At 66.7% G+C, this 17,220-nt stretch carries 12 protein-coding genes; 5 read left to right on the top strand and 7 right to left on the bottom strand.

Translation table 11 applies throughout. The features are described 5' to 3' along the window. Positions 1–191 precede the first annotated feature (191 nt). The 5 genes from ACMZPQ_RS01380 (at position 192) to lpdA (ending at position 8,273) form a co-directional block, all read left to right on the top strand. Entirely contained in the window at positions 192–1,607 is a 1,416-nt protein-coding gene (locus ACMZPQ_RS01380) for a ribosomal protein uL16 3-hydroxylase (RefSeq protein WP_197583853.1), read from the top strand. An 8-nt stretch (positions 1,608–1,615) separates the two neighbouring features. Continuing rightward, positions 1,616–2,512: a GNAT family N-acetyltransferase gene (locus ACMZPQ_RS01375; protein ID WP_197583854.1), complete on the top strand. Its 897-nt coding sequence runs from the start codon at positions 1,616–1,618 to the stop codon at positions 2,510–2,512. 186 nt (positions 2,513–2,698) lie between these two features. Further along, entirely contained in the window at positions 2,699–5,530 is a 2,832-nt protein-coding gene (locus ACMZPQ_RS01370) for a 2-oxoglutarate dehydrogenase E1 component (RefSeq protein ID WP_197583855.1), read from the top strand. Positions 5,531–5,570: 40 nt separating this feature from the next. Continuing rightward, on the top strand, positions 5,571–6,773 hold the full coding sequence (gene sucB / locus ACMZPQ_RS01365; protein ID WP_197583856.1) for a dihydrolipoyllysine-residue succinyltransferase: 1,203 nt from the start codon (positions 5,571–5,573) through the stop codon (positions 6,771–6,773). Positions 6,774–6,836: 63 nt separating this feature from the next. After that, complete coding sequence (gene lpdA / locus ACMZPQ_RS01360) at positions 6,837–8,273, top strand: dihydrolipoyl dehydrogenase (protein WP_197583858.1); 1,437 nt, start codon at positions 6,837–6,839, stop codon at positions 8,271–8,273. A gap of 111 nt (positions 8,274–8,384) precedes the next feature. Here lpdA and ACMZPQ_RS01355 read toward each other — a convergent pair whose 3' ends face one another. The 7 genes from ACMZPQ_RS01355 to asnB all read right to left on the bottom strand — a co-directional run bounded on the left by ACMZPQ_RS01355 (position 8,385) and on the right by asnB (position 17,219). Next, entirely contained in the window at positions 8,385–8,636 is a 252-nt protein-coding gene (locus tag ACMZPQ_RS01355) for a hypothetical protein (protein WP_197583859.1), read from the bottom strand. Continuing rightward, the gene (locus tag ACMZPQ_RS01350) at positions 8,633–8,845 is read right to left on the bottom strand and encodes a hypothetical protein (protein ID WP_107230906.1); all 213 of its coding nucleotides are present in this window, start codon (positions 8,843–8,845) and stop codon (positions 8,633–8,635) included. The genes ACMZPQ_RS01355 and ACMZPQ_RS01350 overlap by 4 nt, the downstream gene beginning before the upstream one ends. Positions 8,846–8,998: 153 nt before the next feature. Further along, the gene (locus ACMZPQ_RS01345; RefSeq protein ID WP_197583709.1) at positions 8,999–10,588 is read right to left on the bottom strand and encodes an alkaline phosphatase D family protein; all 1,590 of its coding nucleotides are present in this window, start codon (positions 10,586–10,588) and stop codon (positions 8,999–9,001) included. Next, a complete protein-coding gene (locus ACMZPQ_RS01340) occupies positions 10,588–12,831 on the bottom strand; it encodes a TonB-dependent receptor domain-containing protein (protein WP_197583708.1) in 2,244 nt (747 codons plus the stop codon). Before ACMZPQ_RS01340 ends, ACMZPQ_RS01345 begins: the two co-directional genes overlap by 1 nt. A gap of 174 nt (positions 12,832–13,005) precedes the next feature. Then, positions 13,006–14,436, bottom strand: a complete 1,431-nt coding sequence (locus ACMZPQ_RS01335; protein WP_197583707.1) for a replicative DNA helicase — start codon at positions 14,434–14,436, stop codon at positions 13,006–13,008. Between the two features lie 212 nt (positions 14,437–14,648). Continuing rightward, positions 14,649–15,209: an NAD(P)H-dependent oxidoreductase gene (locus ACMZPQ_RS01330; RefSeq protein ID WP_197583706.1), complete on the bottom strand. Its 561-nt coding sequence runs from the start codon at positions 15,207–15,209 to the stop codon at positions 14,649–14,651. Positions 15,210–15,275: 66 nt separating this feature from the next. Further along, the gene (gene asnB, locus ACMZPQ_RS01325) at positions 15,276–17,219 is read right to left on the bottom strand and encodes an asparagine synthase (glutamine-hydrolyzing) (protein ID WP_197583705.1); all 1,944 of its coding nucleotides are present in this window, start codon (positions 17,217–17,219) and stop codon (positions 15,276–15,278) included. Position 17,220: the final 1 nt, after the last annotated feature.

The following is a 17,220-nucleotide window of genomic DNA, read 5'->3' as shown; positions in this document are numbered from 1 at the left end:
CCACCCCGCCCGGCCCAGCCCATGAAGCCAGCGCTTTACGCGACCAAACACCGCCACGAGGGGCTCCGCCGTTGGCCGGAACCCCCGCGACAAACCCGCGCACGTGCGCAATCCCCACGAACGGCGGACAATGGAGACCTCAGGCGGCCCGCCGTGCCGCCCCTCCCGCTTTCCGCTGCAAGGATTCCCCCATGGCCGCCCGCAAGTCCTCCGCTCCGCTCATCGAAGTCACCGCCCGCCCGGGCCAGCCGCTGGGCATGGCACCGGCCACCTTCCTGCGCGACTTCTGGCAGAAGCGCCCGTTGCTGATCCGCAACGCCTTCCCGGATTTCCAGACCCCGGTGCAGCCGGAAGACCTGGCCGGGCTGGCCTGCGAGGAAGGCGTGCTGGCGCGCCTGATCGAGCACGACAAGACGCAGGACAGTTGGCGCGTTCGCAGCGGTCCGTTCCAGGAAGACATCTTCCCCGCCCTGCCCGACCACGACTGGACCCTGCTGGTGCAGGACGTGGACAAGTGGGACAAGGACGTGCGCGCCCTGATCGAGCACTTCAGCTTCCTGCCGCGCTGGCGCATGGACGATGTGATGATCAGCTTCGCCGCCACCGGCGGCTCGGTCGGCGCCCACGTCGACCAGTACGACGTGTTCCTGCTGCAGGCGCACGGCCACCGCCGCTGGCAGATCGACGCCAGCGAATCGATCAAGGGCAAGCAGCCGCCGCTGGGCTTCCGCCCGGACGTGGAACTGAAGCTGCTGAAGGTGTTCAAGCCGACCCACGACTGGGTGCTGGCGCCGGGCGACATGCTGTACCTGCCGCCGAACGTGCCGCACCACGGTGTCGCCGAAGATCCCTGCCTGACCTTCTCGTTCGGCATGCGCGCACCGGCCTCGGCCGAGCTGATCAGTGACTACCTGGACACCCTGATCGCCGATGCCGACGAGAACATCCGCTACCAGGACGCCGACCTGAAGGTGCCGGCCGACCCGAACGAAATCGACACGGTGGCGATGGCGCGGGTGATCACCGCGCTCAATGCCATCCGCATGAACGACCCGGACAAGCTGGGTGACTGGTTCGGCCGTTTCATCACCACCTACCGCGCCGCCGGCGAAGTGATGGCCCACCAGGCCGCACCGGCACAGGAAGAAGTGGTTGAAGCACTGGCCTCCGGCCTGCTGCTGCAGCGCCATCCGTGGGCGCGACTGGCCTGGCGCCAGGCCAAGCGTGGCGCCAGCCTGTATGTCAGCGGCCAGGACTTCGCGCTGCCAGTGAAGGACGCCCAGCGCCTCGCAGGCGCCGAACAGCTCGATGCCGGCGCCTATCGCGGGCTGTCCGACAAGGGCCGTGCCGTGGTCCAGCAGCTGCTGGTCGGTGGTGTGTTCCAGCTGATCGACCCCAACGAGCTGTATGACGCCGAAGACGAGGACGACGGCGAGGACGCCATGGTCCTCGGCGAGGTGGTCGAAGGCCGTGACCGCGTGGAGGCGATCGATGCGGACGCGGTGTCCGACGATGTCCACACCGTGACCGTGCACGACGACGGCATCGAGGTCATCGTCAACTTCGAGGATCACGACGAAGACGACAGCGACGACGGTCGCGCCTGAGCCCTGCCGTGATCCGGGTCCAGCAGGTCAGCCACGCCGACGCCCACGTTGCCATCCACGACGTGCGCCAGCGCGTGTTCGTGCAGGAACAGGGCATCGCCGCCGAGCTGGAGCGCGACGCGCTGGACCCGGTCAGCGCCCATGTGCTGGCGCTGGATGCCGACGGCGAACCCGTCGGCACCGGCCGGCTGACCCCGGATGGACGTATCGGCCGCATGGCGGTGCTGGCCAGCCATCGCAGCCATGGGGTCGGCCAGGCGCTGCTGGAGGCACTGGTGGAGGCCGGGCACCGGCTGGGCCTGGCCGAACTGCACCTGCACGCACAACTGCCGGCCCGTGATTTCTACGCCCGCCAGGGTTTCCTGCCCGAAGGTGCGGTGTTTGAAGAAGCCGGTATCGGCCACCAGCAGATGCGCCGCCGGTTGGGTGCCACCACTGCCATCGACAGCCGCGACCAGGCGGTGGCCATCACCACGGCGATCATCCACCGCGCCCGCCGCCAGTTGTGGCTGCACAGCCGCCAGCTGGACCCCGGCCTGCTGGACGCCCCGCCGGTGCAGGCCGCGTTGCGCCGCTTCGCCACCGCCCGCCATGACAAGCAGCTGCGGGTGATCGTGCACGACGCGGCGGCCGTTGCCGCGGCCGGCCTGCCCTTGCTGGCGCTGGCCCAGCGCCTGCCCAGTGTGATCCAGTTCCGCGAGGCGACCGACCCGGTCGACCGTGCGCTGGCCTCGGCCTGCCTGCTCAACGATGCCGGCGACTTCTACTTTCGTCTGATGGGGCATCGCCTCGACGGCGAGGCCGGCGTCGCGCTACCGGCACGTTCGCAGCCGTTCGAGCTGCAATTGCAGCGTGTCTGGGACCGTTCGCGCGATTGCAGCGAGCTGCGCGCACTCGGCATCTGAGCGGGCCCGATCGATCGAACCTGTCTGGGAGCGGCACCGGGGGACGTGGGATGCCTGTGGTGGTGCCCCTTCGTGTCCGGTTGGGGGTACAATTTGGCTGTTTGAACGCGCCCGTGCATGGCTATTCATCTAGCTGCCGGGTCCTTCTGAAGCCATACCCCACAAAGCGAATCAACACCCTCCATCGTGGACAATCAACTGAAGCAGTTTGCGCAATCTTCGCAACTCGCCGGCGGCAACGCCTCCTATGTCGAGGACCTGTACGAGCAGTACCTGGTCTCCCCGGATAGTGTCGATCCCAAATGGAAAACCTACTTCGACGGCTTCAAGGGCCGCGAAGCAGGTGACATTCCGCACTCGGCCGTCATCTCCCACATTGCGGACGCGGCCAAGGATGCGCTGAAAGCCGGCACCGGCAACGGTGCGGGCGACGAGCGTGAGCGCAATGTCGGTCGTCTGATCACCGCCTACCGTTCGCGCGGCCACCTGGATGCCCGCCTGGACCCGCTGGGCCTGACCACGCCGGTCAACACCCCGGACCTGGGCCTGCCGTTCCACAGCCTGTCCGATGGCGACCTCAACAGCGAGTTCAGCACCGGCGGCGTCGGTGGCCAGCCGCGCATGAAGCTGCGTGACCTGCTGGCGCGCCTGAAGGCGACCTACACCGGCTCGATCGGTGCGGAGTTCATGCACATCTCCGAGGTCGAGCAGCGCCAGTGGATCTACAAGAAGCTGGAACTGGCCGGTGGCAACTACCAGCTGGACGCTGACACCCAGCGCCGCACGCTGGAGCGCCTGACCGCAGCCGAAGGCCTGGAGCGCTACCTGCACACCAAGTACGTCGGCCAGAAGCGCTTCTCGCTGGAAGGTGGCGATTCGCTGATCCCGATGATGGACACCATCATCCGCAGCGCCGGCAAGGATGGCGTCAAGGACGTGGTGATCGGCATGGCCCACCGCGGCCGCCTGAACGTGCTGGTCAACACCCTGGGCAAGAACCCGCGCAAGCTGTTCGACGAGTTCGAAGGCAAGTTCGAGCACGACGAGCACGCCTCGGCCGGTGACGTGAAGTACCACATGGGCTTCTCGGCCGACGTCGCCACCGACGGTGGCCCGGTCCACCTGGCGCTGGCGTTCAACCCGTCGCACCTGGAAATTGCCGACCCGGTCGTGGCCGGTTCCGTGCGTTCGCGCCAGGAGCGCCGCAAGGACACCGCCCGCAAGCAGGTGATGCCGATCCTGATCCACGGCGACGCGGCCTTCTCCGGCCAGGGCGTGGTCATGGAGCTGTTCCAGATGTCGCAGGCGCGCGGCTTCGCCGTCGGCGGCACCGTGCACATCGTGGTCAACAACCAGGTCGGTTTCACCACTTCCAACCCGCTGGATACGCGCTCCACGCGCTACGCCACCGACGTGGCGAAGATGATCGCCGCCCCGGTGCTGCACGTGAACGGTGATGATCCGGAAGCGGTGGTGTTCGCTGCGCAGCTCGCCTTCGAGTTCCGCCAGACGTTCGCCAAGGACGTGGTGATCGACCTGATGTGCTACCGCCGTTGGGGCCACAACGAGGCCGACGAGCCGGCGATCACCCAGCCGCTGATGTACCAGGTGATCCGCAAGCACGCCACCACCCGCGAGATGTACGCCGAGCAGCTGGAAAAGGCGGGGGTGATCGCCGCCGGTGCCGGCAAGGCGATGGTCGATGCGTACCGCGAGAAGCTGGACGCCGGTGAAGTGACCACCGAGCTGGCCAAGGTCGAGAAGACCCCGCCGAGCAGCCCGCTGTTCGTCGATTGGCCGAAGCTGCTGGAAGGCAAGCTGTCCGATCCGGTCTCGACCAAGGTCGAGAAGAACAAGCTGGTCGAGCTGGCCAAGCTGATCAACACCGTGCCGGACGAAGTGCAGCTGCACTCGCGCGTGGCCAAGGTCTACGACGACCGCCGCAAGATGGCCGCCGGCGAGATCCCGGGCGACTGGGGCTTTGCCGAAAACCTGGCCTACGCCACCCTGCTCGACGAAGGCCATGCGCTGCGCCTGGTCGGCCAGGACGTCGGCCGCGGTACGTTCACGCACCGCCACGCGATCCTGCACGACCAGAAGACCGACAACTACTACATGCCGCTGCGGCAGCTGGTGGATTCGCCGGAAAAGGCCACCGTCATCGATTCGCTGCTCAGCGAAGAAGCGGTGATGGCCTACGAGTACGGCTTCTCCACCACCGATCCGAACACGCTGTGCATCTGGGAAGGCCAGTTCGGCGACTTCGCCAACGGCGCCCAGGTGGTGATCGACCAGTTCATCGCTGCCGGTGAAGCCAAGTGGGGCCGTATCTCCGGCCTGACCCTGCTGCTGCCGCATGGCTACGAAGGGCAAGGCCCGGAACACAGCTCGGCGCGCCTGGAGCGCTTCCTGCAGCTGTGCGCGCTGGAAAACATGCTGGTGGTGGTGCCGTCGACCCCGGCACAGGCCTTCCACATGCTGCGCCGCCAGCTGCACCTGACCACCCGCAAGCCGCTGGTGGTGATGTCGCCGAAGTCGCTGCTGCGCCACAAGTTGGCCGTGTCGACCCTGGACGAACTGGCCAACGGCGAGTTCCAGCACCTGATCGGCGACGCCAACGCCGATGCCAAGAAGGTCAAGCGCGTGGTGCTGTGCTCGGGCAAGGTCTACTACGACCTGCTGGAAGACCAGACCAAGCGTGGCCAGGACGACGTGGCGATCATCCGCGTGGAGCAGCTGTACCCGTTCCCGCGTGCGCTGCTGGCCGCCGAACTGAAGAAGTACGGCAAGGCCACCGACGTGGTGTGGACGCAGGAAGAACCGCAGAACCAGGGTGCGTGGTACCAGATCCGCCACCACCTGCAGTTCTGCCTGGCCGATGGCCAGAACCTGCACTACGCCGGTCGCGCACGCTCGGCTTCGCCGGCTGCCGGTCACATGGCTGACCACGTCCGCGAACAGCAGCAGCTGGTCGCCGATGCACTGGTCAACCCGTTCAACGACACGTTCGCTGAATAATCCTCCCCCTATTTAGAAGACAAACCAGGAAGCTCCCGCAATGGCCACCGAAGTCAAAGCCCCGGTACTGCCCGAATCCGTCGCCGACGGCACCATCGCCACCTGGCACAAGAAGGTCGGCGACGCCGTCAAGCGCGACGAAAACCTGCTTGACCTGGAAACCGACAAGGTCGTCCTGGAAGTGCCGTCGCCGGTCGATGGCGTGCTCAAGGAAATCAAGTTCGCCGAAGGTTCGACCGTGACCTCCAGCCAGGTCGTGGCGATCATCGAAGAAGGCGCCGTCGCGGCTGCCCCGGCTCCGGCTGCTGAAGAGAAGAAGGCTGAAGCCGCACCGGCCGCTGCCGCTGCTCCGGCCGCTGCCGCTGCTCCGGCTCCGGCTGCCAAGTCGGCCGCCGACGCACTGCCGCCGGGCGCCCGCTTCACCGCCATCACCGAAGGCGTGAACCCGTCTGACGTCGACGGCACCGGCCGCCGCGGCGCGGTGACCAAGGAAGACATCGTCAACTTCGCCCGCAACGGCGGCGCCGGCAAGGCCGGTGGCGCACGTCCGGAAGAGCGCGTGCCGATGACCCGCATCCGCAAGCGCATCGCCGAGCGCCTGATGGAGTCGAAGAACTCCACCGCCATGCTGACCACCTTCAACGAAGTCGACCTGTCCAAGGTGTCGGCGGCGCGCAAGGAACTGCAGGACGAGTTCGTCAAGGCCCACGGCATCAAGCTGGGCTTCATGAGCTTCTTCGTGAAGGCCGCTGCCAACGCGCTGCAGCGCTTCCCGCTGGTCAACGCCTCGATCGACGGCGACGACATCATCTACCACGGCTACTCGGACATCTCGATCGCCGTCTCGACCGAGAAGGGCCTGGTCACCCCGGTCCTGCGCAACGTCGAGCGCATGTCGTTCGCCGACATCGAGAAGACCATCGCCGACTACGCCAAGAAGGCCCGTGACGGCAAGCTGAGCCTGGAAGAACTGCAGGGCGGCACCTTCACCGTGACCAACGGCGGCACCTTCGGCTCGCTGCTGTCGACCCCGATCATCAACCCGCCGCAGAGCGCCATCCTGGGCATGCACGCCATCAAGGAGCGTCCGATCGCCCAGAACGGCCAGGTCGTGATCGCGCCGATGATGTACCTGGCGCTGTCCTACGACCACCGCATCATCGACGGCAAGGATTCGGTGCAGTTCCTGGTGGACATCAAGAACCAGCTGGAAAACCCGGGCCGCATGCTGTTCGGCCTGTAAGACACCTCCCGCCCCTCCGCGCCTGCGCGGAGGGGTTCTGGTAATGCATCAAGGAATAATTCAATGGCTGAACAATTCGACGTCGTCGTCATCGGTGCCGGCCCGGCCGGTTACCACGCTGCCATCCGCGCGGCACAGCTGGGCCTGAAGACCGCCTGCATCGACGCAGCGCTGGGCAAGGACGGCAAGCCGGCCCTGGGCGGTACCTGCCTGCGCGTGGGCTGCATCCCGTCCAAGGCGCTGCTGGATTCCTCGCGCCAGTTCTGGAACATGGGCCACATCTTTGGCGACCATGGCATCAGCTTCAAGGATGCCAAGATCGACGTCGAGGCGATGGTTGGCCGCAAGGACAAGATCGTCAAGCAGTTCACCGGCGGCATCGGCATGCTGTTCAAGGCCAACAAGGTCGCTGCCTACTATGGCTTCGGCGAACTGCAGCCGGGCAACGTGGTCAAGGTCACCCAGCATGATGGTTCCGTCGTCGAGCTGAAGGGCACCAACGTGATCATCGCGGCCGGTTCGGATTCGATCGAACTGCCGTTCGCCAAGTTCGACGGCGAGACCATCGTCGACAACGTCGGCGGCCTGGACTTCACCGAAGTGCCGAACCGCCTGGCGGTGATCGGCGCCGGCGTGATCGGCCTGGAACTGGGCAGCGTGTGGAAGCGCCTGGGCGCTGAAGTCACCATCCTGGAAGCACTGCCGGAGTTCCTGGCCGTAGCCGACGCCGAAGTGGCCAAGACCGCTGCCAAGGAATTCAAGAAGCAGGGGCTGGACATCCGCCTCGGTGCCAAGGTCTCCAAGACCGAGATCACCGGCAAGGGCAAGAAGAAGGAAGTCGTTGTCACCTATACCGACAGCGAAGGCGAAAAGACCCTGACCGTGGACAAGCTGCTGGTGGCCGTTGGCCGTCGCGCCGCCACCAAGGGCCTGCTGGCCGAAGGCACCGGCGTCAAGATCAACGAGCGCGGCCAGATCGAAGTCGACGCGCACTGCCACACCGGCGTCAACGGCGTGTGGGCGGTCGGCGACTGCGTGCGCGGCCCGATGCTGGCGCACAAGGGCTTCGAGGAAGGCATCGCGGTGGCTGAGCTGATCGCCGGCCTGCCGGGCCACGTCAACTTCGACACCATCCCGTGGGTCATCTACACCGAGCCGGAACTGGCCTGGGTCGGCAAGACCGAAGCGCAGCTGAAGGCCGAAGGCATTCCGTACAAGGCCGGCAGCTTCCCGTTCGCCGCCAACGGCCGTGCCGTGGCAATGATCGAGCCGGCAGGTTTCGTGAAGATCCTGGCCCATGCCGAGACCGATCGCATCCTCGGCATGCACCTGGTCGGCGCCAACGTCTCCGAGCTGGTGCACGAAGGCGTGCTGACCATGGAATTCAGCGGCTCGGCCGATGACCTGGCCCGCATCTGCCACGCCCACCCGTCGCTGTCGGAAGTGATCCACGACGCAGCGATGGCGGTCAGCAAGCGCGCCATCCACAAGGCGAACTGATCGTTCGCTGGTAGTGCCGGCCGCTGGCCGGCATCACCCGGATACGAAAAACCCCGCCTCGGCGGGGTTTTTTGTTGATCTTTCCACGTAGAGCCGGGCATAGGCTCGGCGCTACACCTTTCCAGCCGGCTTCTTCGGCGGGTCGTCGCAGACCTTGTGCTGCACAACCGTATCGCCGGCCTTCCATTCCTTCACCACCCGGCAGCGTTCGCGGGCTTTCGGTGTCGCTGCCGCCGCAGCATCCGCTTCGTCGGCAGCCGCAGTCTGCTGGCGCTCGAGCCAGGCAGACGACGGCGGCACGGCCGGTGTAGCCAGCGCCGGCAGCGCAACCAGCGCCAGCGTGGCGAGCGACACGGACCTCATGCGGTCACCGGGCCGCCACCGAGCAGGCGCGCCGGCAGCATGAACAGCGCACGCAGGAAGGCGAACAGCGCCGAGAACGTGATGCCGACCAGGCGGAACGGCAGGCTCAGCAGCCACACGAACGGCCAGGCGATCAGGGCGAGGATCGCCAACGGCCAGCACAGCACGAACAGCAGGCACCACACACCGAGCGCGAACAGGGTCTTCATCACGGTCTCCTTGGGGCGGCACCCCGCCGCCTGTGGACACCATGGCGCCCTGCCCTCCCCGCCCGCAAACGGTTTGCGACGAAACCGGGCTGGGGGCGATGAAACCGGTGGTTCATGGGGTTGCCGGCCAGCGGCCGGCACTACCGAACGAATTCACACCGGGACCGCGCCCGGGCGGCCATGGGCCACCTGGAAACGCGCCGCTGTACGCACCGCCGCGTCCGGGCGCAGCACGCTGTCGGCGAAACGCAGCTCGGCGTCCACGGTCTGCCGGTTCAGCTGCAGCTTCCACCAGCCACGACGGTCGCCGTCGAAGTAGCGGATATGCGGATTCTGCGGAATCGACGGACCGTAGTACGGGCCATAGGGCGTATCGTCGCCGCCACTGCTGATCGCCGGCGCGATGAACTCGGTGGCCACCACCGGGGCATCGGCCGTGTCGAAATCCAGCTTCAGGTCGTTGACGAAGGTGGAATGCCAGTCGCCACCGAGCACGATGGCGTTGCCCTGCCCGCCTGCCTGCAGCGTCTGCAGCAACCGTTTGCGTGCAGCGGGGTAGCCATCCCAGGCGTCGTTCCAGAAGCGCTCGCGCGGCGTTCCGCCGTCCAGCCGCAGCTGCGCCATCAGCAGCTGCTGCACCACCACGTTCCAGCGCGTGCCCTGCGCAGCGGCCATCGACTGCGCGAACCACGCCTCCTGGCCTGCACCGAGCATGCTCATGCGCGGGTCCAATGCGGCATCACAGCGTGGTGACTCACCCACCCCACAGGGATTGGCCGGGCGGAACTGGCGGCAGTCGAGCAGGGTCAGCTGTGCCAGGTCGCCATAGCGCAGGCGACGGTGCACGCGCAGGCCGTCATTGCCCGCGGGCGAACTGCGCATCGGCAGGTGTTCGTAGAACGCGCGGTAGGCCGCGGCGCGACGCACGATGAAATCTTCGGTCGAGACGCCGGGCTTTTCCGGGTGGATGCCGGAGTAATCGTTCTGCACTTCGTGATCGTCCCAGATCACCGCGAAGGCATGTGCGGCGTGCGCGGCCTGCAGATCCGGATCCAGCTTGTACAGCGCGTACTGGTCACGGTAGCGCTCCAGGCTGACCGTCTCGCCGCTGAAGCGCTCGGCATCCAGCGTGCGACCGCGTGCGTTCTGCAGCGGGCTGTATTCGTACAGGTAGTCTCCGGCATGCAGTACCAGGTCGACATCGCTCCGCGCGATGTCGCGCAGTACCGGGTAGTAGCCACTGTTCCAGGCTTGGCAGGTGCACAGCGCCAACCGCAGCTGCTGCAGCTGCATGTCCGGCAGCGGCGCGGTGCGGAAGTGGCCGACCGCGCTTTCCTCATCGCCGTCGCAGGCGAATCGATAGTAATAGTCGCGGCCCGGGCGCAGGCCGTTGACCTCCACATGCACCGAATGGGCCAGCTCCGGCACCGCGGCAGCGACGCCGCGCTGCACCAGCCGGCGCATGCCCGGGTCTTCGGCCACGAACCAGCGCACCGGCACCGCCCGCGACGGCATGCCGCCGCCGTTGAGCGGGTCCGGGGCCAACCGCGTCCACAGCACCGCCCCCTGTGGATCCGGATCACCAGCAGCGACACCGAGGGTGAACGGATCACGCCCCAGCCGCGGCCGTGGGCCGGCCGTGGCCAGCCCCGGCATCGCCGCCAGCGCGATCGCCGCCCCCGTGCCCTGCCACGCCATGCGCAGCAGGCGACGACGGTCTTCCGGATCGACAGTCCCGCGCATCAGAAGCGCACGGTCGCCGTGGCCATCACCTGCCGCGGCGCGCCGACCTGCATCGTCGCCAGGCTGCGGGTCGGGTCGGCGGCGTAGGTGCCGTTGGTGTTGATCGACGACAGGTAGCGTTTGTCGGTCAGGTTGGTCAGGTTCAGCGCCACGGTCAGGTTCTGCGCCGGGCCAAGCTTGCCGAAGTCATAGGCCACCGACGCGTTGACCAGCCAGTAGCTCGGCACCGACAAGTCATTGGTGTAGGTCACGTAGCGCTTGCCGACATGGTTGGCCGACAGGCGCATGTCCCATGGGCCCGGGGTCCAGGCCAGGGTGCTGGCGAACATCCATTCCGGGGTGTCGACGGTCTTCTTGCCGCGGGTCGGCACCACGCCGTTGTTCACGTAGTCGTTGTCGTAGGTGCTGTCATTCCACGACAGCGCGTTGGACCAGGCCAGGTCCTGCATCGGCTTCAGCTGCAGCGTCGCCTCGGCGCCGCGGCTGGTCACCGAACCCACGTTCGAGAACAGCGCCGGGCAGCCGAGGATGCCCACGCATTGGGCGATCGCCAGCAGGCGGTTGTCGAACTTGACGTCATACGCTGCCACCGAGGCTTCATAGCCGCGGCCGTAGCCACGCCAGCCCAGCTCGAGGGTGCGCGACTGCTCCGGCTTCAGGTTCTGCGCGCTGGCGTCGAAGGCGGCCTGCGGCACGTTGAACGGGCTGCCGACACCCAGCGCATAGGCCGCGATGTTCTTGGCAAACGAACCGAAGATCTCGTTGCCTTCGTTGAGCTTGAAGTTGAAGCCGGCCTGCGGCAGGAAGCCCTTCTTCGCGGTCAGGCTGCTGTTGTTGGCATAGCTGCCCAGCGGCGTGCGCACGCTGGTGCGGGTGTGCGGCGACTTCGCACCGATGTCGATGGTCAGCCGGTCATCGAACAGGCGGAAGCGGTCCTGCACGTAGAACTGGCGGGTGATGGTGGTATAGCGCTGGTGCCACACGCGCTGGTCCGGATTGCGCAGGAAGAAGTCGTCGGTGATCGGGCCGTCGATGTAGTAGAAGTTGCGCTGCACGCTGTGGCCGTTGTCCTCGTACCAGAGGCCGGCCTCGAGTTCGTGGCCGCCGACATTCCAGGTGAATGCCGAAGTCACGCCAGTGCGGTCGATCGCGTATTCGGTGGTGCGGATCGAGATCGGGATCTCGCGGCTGGTACCCGGGTTGGACGGATTGGACGGGCTGAACCAGTGGCCCTGGCCACGGTTGCTGTGGTTGTAGACGTTGACCTTCAGCCGCATCGATTCGTTCAGGCCGAAATCGCCGGCGATGCTGGACAGGTCATCGTTGCGCAGGCCATGGCCGGAGTAATACGCATCCCACGGGCTGTTGACGCCGCCGCTGAATGTGCCACGTGCGGCGGCGACCGCGCGATCCCAGTCCGGCGCGTAGTTGTCCCAGTCCCAGCCGAGGCGATCGATCATCTCCAGCGACAGGTCCTGGTAGTCCGCTTCGACGCGCCGCGAGACATTGAACAACGCGGTGATCTTGCTGTCTGTACCGAAGTTGTAGGTCGCCTTGCTGTTGAACTGTTTCAGCTCCTGCGAGCCCTTGCCCTTCCACTTGTCGCCCTCGGAGTACACACCGGACAGGTAGGCGGCGAAGCCCTGGTGCTCGCCGGTCTCCAGGCGCGCATAGCTGCGCCGCGCACTGTCACTGCCGAAGCCCTGCGCCAACACCACGCCGAACTCGGTGGACGGATCGATCGAATAGAACTGGAACACGCCACCGAGATTGCTGGTGGACGGCGTACCCAGTGCGCCGATGCCGGTGGAGACTTCGGCACCGCCGAGGTTCTCGCTGATCACCGCGCGGCTGATGTGCAGGCCGTTGCTGTTGCCATAAGCCATGTTGCCCAGCGGAATGCCATCGAGGGTGTAACCGAGGCGGTTCTGGTTGAAGCCGCGCAGGCTGATGGTGGTGGACCACTCGTAGGCGCCGGTGGCATCGGCCGATTCGAAATGCACGCCCGGCTTGGTCGCGAGCAGCTTCAGCGGATTGGCGCCGGGCGGCAGCACCTTCATGTCCTCGGCGGTCACGCGCTGGACCTGGCGGGCTTCGCCGCGGCCGATCACCGAGATCGAATCGAGCGTGGTGGCCGACTGCGCGTCGGTGGCGGGAGCGGTTTCAGCAGCGGCCAGCGACGGCAGCGAAGCACAGACCAGCAGGGCCAGCAGGTTGCGGCGAAGCGGAGCGTGGGACGGCATGGGGGCGGATTCCTTGGGCACGCTGGACGCCGAAGGGCGGCGTCGAAAGGGCAGCAGCGGCGGAATCGTAGAAGCGGCGCGTTACATGTCATTTACACGCCACGTACGGAAGTTTGGCGTTTCGAATGGTCTGCCGGCCGTGGGGTGAGTGCCGGCCAGCGGCCGGCACTACGGTTATTCGAACGAACCGACCGAGTCGTGGGCCAGGTTGTCGAAACGCGTGTACTCACCGAAGAACTTCAGCTTGCACGAGCCGGTCGGGCCACCTCGGTGCTTGCCGATGATGATCTCGGCCAGGCCCTTGTCCGGCGAGTTTTCCTTGTTGTAATAGTCGTCGCGGTAGATGAACACGATCATGTCCGCGTCCTGCTCGATTGCGCCCGATTCGCGAAGGTCGGCCATCACCGGGCGCTTGTCGGTACGTGTTTCCAGCGAGCGATTGAGCTGCGACAGCGCGATCACCGGCACGTGCAGTTCCTTGGCCAGGCCCTTCAGCGAACGCGAGATCTCCGAGATTTCGGTCGCACGGTTTTCGCTGTTGCCCGGCACGCTCATCAGCTGCAGGTAGTCGATCACCACCAGGCCAAGATCGTGCTCGCGCTTGAGGCGGCGGCACTTGGAACGCAGCACTTCCGGCGACACACCCGGCGTATCGTCGATGAAGATCTTGGTTTCCTTCAGCATCTTGATCGCGCTGGTGACGCGGCTCCAGTCCTCGTCTTCCAGCTGGCCGGTACGCAGGCGCTGCGCGTTGATGCGGCCGTTGGAGGAAATCAGGCGCATCGCCAGCTGCGAGGCCGACATTTCCATCGAGAACACCGCAACACCCTTCTTCGACTTGATCGCCGCGTACTCGGCGATGTTCAGCGCGAAGGTGGTCTTGCCCATGGCCGGGCGCGCGGCCAGGATGATCAGGTCGGTCGGCTGCAGGCCGGCGGTCATCGCATCGAAGTCGGTGTAGCCGGTCGGCAGGCCGGTGATGTTGCCGCCATTCTCGAAGCGGTTGCGCAGCTCTTCGAAGGCGTCCTTCAGCGCACCAGGCATCGCCACGAAATCGGTACGGCCCCGTGCGCCCTGCTCGGCGATGGCGAACACGCTCTTTTCCGCCGAGGCCAGCAGCTCGCTGCTGTCACGGCCTTCGGGCTGGAAACCGTCGTTGACGATGTCGGTGCCGACCTGGATCAGCTGCCGCAGCACCGCCTTGTCACGCACGATCTCGGCATAGGCCACGATGTTGGCCGCCGACGGCGTGGTACTGGCCAGCTCGATCAGGTAGGCGCCATCGCCGACCAGTTCCAGCTTGCCCTGCGATTCGAACCACTCGCCCAGGGTCACCGCATCGAACGGCCGCTCGCGCTCGGACAGCTCGCGGATCGCGCGGTAGATCATCTGGTGGTCGCGGCGGTAGAAATCGCCCTCGGTCAGCTGGTCGTTGACCCGGTCATAGGCCTCCGGCGCCAGCATCAGGCCCCCCAGCACCGCCTGCTCGGCCTCCACCGAATGCGGCGGCACCCGCAACTGGTCGATGCGCGACTCGTCGCGATCACGATCGAAGCCATCACCGCGCTCTCTGCGGTTGGAACGGAAGCCGGAACGAGCGGACATGCTGCGGTGTTTCCTGCGAAAGTGGGCCGGGCCAGTGTAGGCATGCGCCGACCCCGGCAGCCATGGACAAGCCTGTGGATAAGCCGTGGAGAAACGGGGGATATCCGCCGGTGCCTGCCAGACTGGCGTGGGGGCGTCGCACTGCCTGCGACAGGCGCCGTTGCGGCACCCGAGCAGGCCATTATCGCAGATGGGGGCGACGACCGCTGGCGTCAATCGCCCTTGACGTGGACCGCGATCAGCGAAAGGAACCGGTCCACGTAGCCGTGCAGGAACTTCTGCGTGCCTTCGTTGTGGATCGTGCCGTCAGCATCGATCAGGCCGTCCTTGAAATGAATGAACGCCTCGGGCTGGCCGAGTACGTGCATGTCCAGGAACGCCAGGCTGTTGCGCAGGTGCTGCTGGGCCACGGCGGTGCCGATCTGGCCGATCGAGGCGCCGATCACTGCGGCCGGCTTGCCGGCAAACGCGCTGTCACCATACGGCCGCGAGCCGATGTCGATGGCATTCTTGAGCACGCCCGGCACCGAGCGGTTGTACTCCGGGGTCACGAACAGTACCGCGTCGGCCGCGCGCACCTGGTCCTTCAACCGGGTCCCCTGCGGCGGGTACTGGCCATCGAAATCCTGGTCGTACAGCGGCAGATCGCCGATCTGCACGTACTGGAAGCGCGCGCGGTCGCCGGCGATCTTCTCCAGCGCATGGGCCAGCTTGCGGTTGCAGGAATCCTTGCGCAGGCTGCCGACGAACACGGCGATGGTGGGAACGGACATCAGGACAGTCTCCTCACGGTGCGGGAGGCCCAGCCTAGCCGCCAAGCCCGTGCGCTTCGGTGAAGATCAGCGGCCGCTTACCTCGGCCCGCACCTGCCGCCAGTGCGCCTGCCAGGCCTGGAACATCAGCACGTTCCACAGGTGGGTGTGCCACTTGCGCTGCCCGCCGAGAAACTGCTGCCACAGCGGCTGCACCGCCGCCGCCGACAGTACGCCTTCGCGTTCCAATCGAGCCGGCTGCAGCAGATCCTCGGCCCACGGCCGCAGGTCGCCCTTGAGCCAATCGCTGACCGGCGCACCGAAGCCGCGCTTGGGCCGGTGCACCATCGACTGCGGCACGTAGCGGCCAAGAACACGCTTGAGCAGCACCTTGCTGGTGGTTTCGCTGCGTTTGAAGCCCAGCGGCAGCGACCAGGCGAACTCGGCCACGCGCCAATCCAGCAGCGGCGCACGTGCTTCCAGGCTGACCGCCATCGAGGTGCGGTCTACCTTGCACAGCAGGTCATCGGGCAGATACGTCACGTAATCGGCCAGCATCATCGCATCGGCCGGCGTGCCGGCGCCGTGCAGCGGGTCGGCCAGGTCGTAGAAGCTGCCTGCCGCCTGCGCGCCCAGCACCGCCGCGGCCGGATCGCGCCAACGCGAGATGCGGTTGCGGTACACATCGCCGATGCCGCGTGCGCCGGACTCGGCCAGCAGCGCAGCCAGGCCGCCGGTTCGCGAGGCCTCGCCCTGCTGCTGCGCGCGCGCGCCCATCCAGCGCCGCAGCGGGCCGGGCACCCGCCCCAGCATCTGCCAGTTGCGCAGCGCGCGCACATAACGGGTGTAACCAAAGAACAGTTCATCGCCGCCATCACCGGACAGCGCCACTGTCACGCCTTGCCGCGCCAGGCGCGCCACCAGCGCGGTCGGCACCTGCGAGGCATCGGCGAAGGGTTCGTCGAACATCGCCGGCAACTGCGGCACCACGGCCAGCGCATCGGCACCACTGACATACAGCTCGGTGTGGTCGCAGCCCAGGTGTGCAGCCAGTTCCTTGGCCAACGGCGCCTCGTCGTGCCCCGAATCGGTGAAGCCGATGCTGAAACTGTGCACCGGCTGCCCACTCTGCGCCTGCATCAGCGCGGCCACCAGTGACGAATCGGTGCCCCCGGACAGGAACACCCCCACCGGCACGTCGGCCACCATGCGCAGCGCCACCGCATCGCGCAGCAGCGTATCCAGCTGTTCCTCGGCCTCCTCGATGCGGCCCTGGAACGGCGCTGCCAGCGCCGCCTGCATGCGCGCCCTCGCATCCCAGAACGGGCGCTGCGCCTGCTCCGGGCGATGCGCGGCCGCACCGGCGGCCACAGCTTCAGCGTCCAGGCGCAGCACGCGCCCCGGCATCAGCTTGTAGCAGCGCTGGTGGATGCTGTGCGGTGCCGGGATGTAATCCAGGCGCAGCAGCAGGGTCAGCGCGTCACGGTCGATGTCGTTGTCGAAGGCCGGATGCTGCCACAGCGCCTTCAGTTCCGAGCCGAACACCAGCGTGTCGCCGGCCCAGCCGTAGTACAGCGGCTTCTTGCCGACGCGGTCGCGGGCCAGCCACAGGCACTGTTGCTGGCGGTCCCACAGCGCGATGGCGAACATGCCGTTGCAGCGCTGCAGGGTGTCCTCCATGCCCCACTGCAGAATCGCTGCCAGCAGGACTTCGGTGTCGGAATGGCCGCGGAAGGCGTGGCCCAGCGGTTCCAGCTCGGTGCGCAGCGCAGCGAAGTTGTAAACCTCGCCGTTATAGGCCATCACGTAGCGACCGTCGGCCGAAGCCATCGGCTGGTGGCCCAGCGGGGACAGGTCGAGAATGCTCAGGCGGCGATGCGCCAGCGCGATGCCGGCCCCGGCATCGACCCAGCTGCCACCATCATCCGGCCCGCGGTGGTGCAGCGCCTCGCCCATGGCCAGCACCTGCGCCTGCAGCACCTCGGCCGACGCCATCGGCGCCGGCAACAACATTCCCGCCAATCCACACATG

The sequence above is a fragment of the Stenotrophomonas maltophilia genome (genome assembly GCF_047497515.2).
Classification (GTDB): domain Bacteria; phylum Pseudomonadota; class Gammaproteobacteria; order Xanthomonadales; family Xanthomonadaceae; genus Stenotrophomonas.
This window is presented reverse-complemented; position numbering and strand designations above follow the sequence as displayed.

What these genes read in the sequence shown, in the direction of transcription:
- ACMZPQ_RS01380 (WP_197583853.1), top strand. Translation starts at nt 192, where the DNA reads ATGGCCGCCCGCAAGTCCTCCGCTCCGCTCATCGAAGTCACCGCCCGC.
- ACMZPQ_RS01355 (WP_197583859.1), bottom strand. Translation starts at nt 8,636, where the DNA reads ATGAGGTCCGTGTCGCTCGCCACGCTGGCGCTGGTTGCGCTGCCGGCG.
- ACMZPQ_RS01345 (WP_197583709.1), bottom strand. Translation starts at nt 10,588, where the DNA reads ATGCGCGGGACTGTCGATCCGGAAGACCGTCGTCGCCTGCTGCGCATG.
- ACMZPQ_RS01350 (WP_107230906.1), bottom strand. Translation starts at nt 8,845, where the DNA reads ATGAAGACCCTGTTCGCGCTCGGTGTGTGGTGCCTGCTGTTCGTGCTG.
- ACMZPQ_RS01335 (WP_197583707.1), bottom strand. Translation starts at nt 14,436, where the DNA reads ATGTCCGCTCGTTCCGGCTTCCGTTCCAACCGCAGAGAGCGCGGTGAT.
- asnB (WP_197583705.1), bottom strand. Translation starts at nt 17,219, where the DNA reads ATGTGTGGATTGGCGGGAATGTTGTTGCCGGCGCCGATGGCGTCGGCC.
- sucB (WP_197583856.1), top strand. Translation starts at nt 5,571, where the DNA reads ATGGCCACCGAAGTCAAAGCCCCGGTACTGCCCGAATCCGTCGCCGAC.
- lpdA (WP_197583858.1), top strand. Translation starts at nt 6,837, where the DNA reads ATGGCTGAACAATTCGACGTCGTCGTCATCGGTGCCGGCCCGGCCGGT.
- ACMZPQ_RS01340 (WP_197583708.1), bottom strand. Translation starts at nt 12,831, where the DNA reads ATGCCGTCCCACGCTCCGCTTCGCCGCAACCTGCTGGCCCTGCTGGTC.
- ACMZPQ_RS01330 (WP_197583706.1), bottom strand. Translation starts at nt 15,209, where the DNA reads ATGTCCGTTCCCACCATCGCCGTGTTCGTCGGCAGCCTGCGCAAGGAT.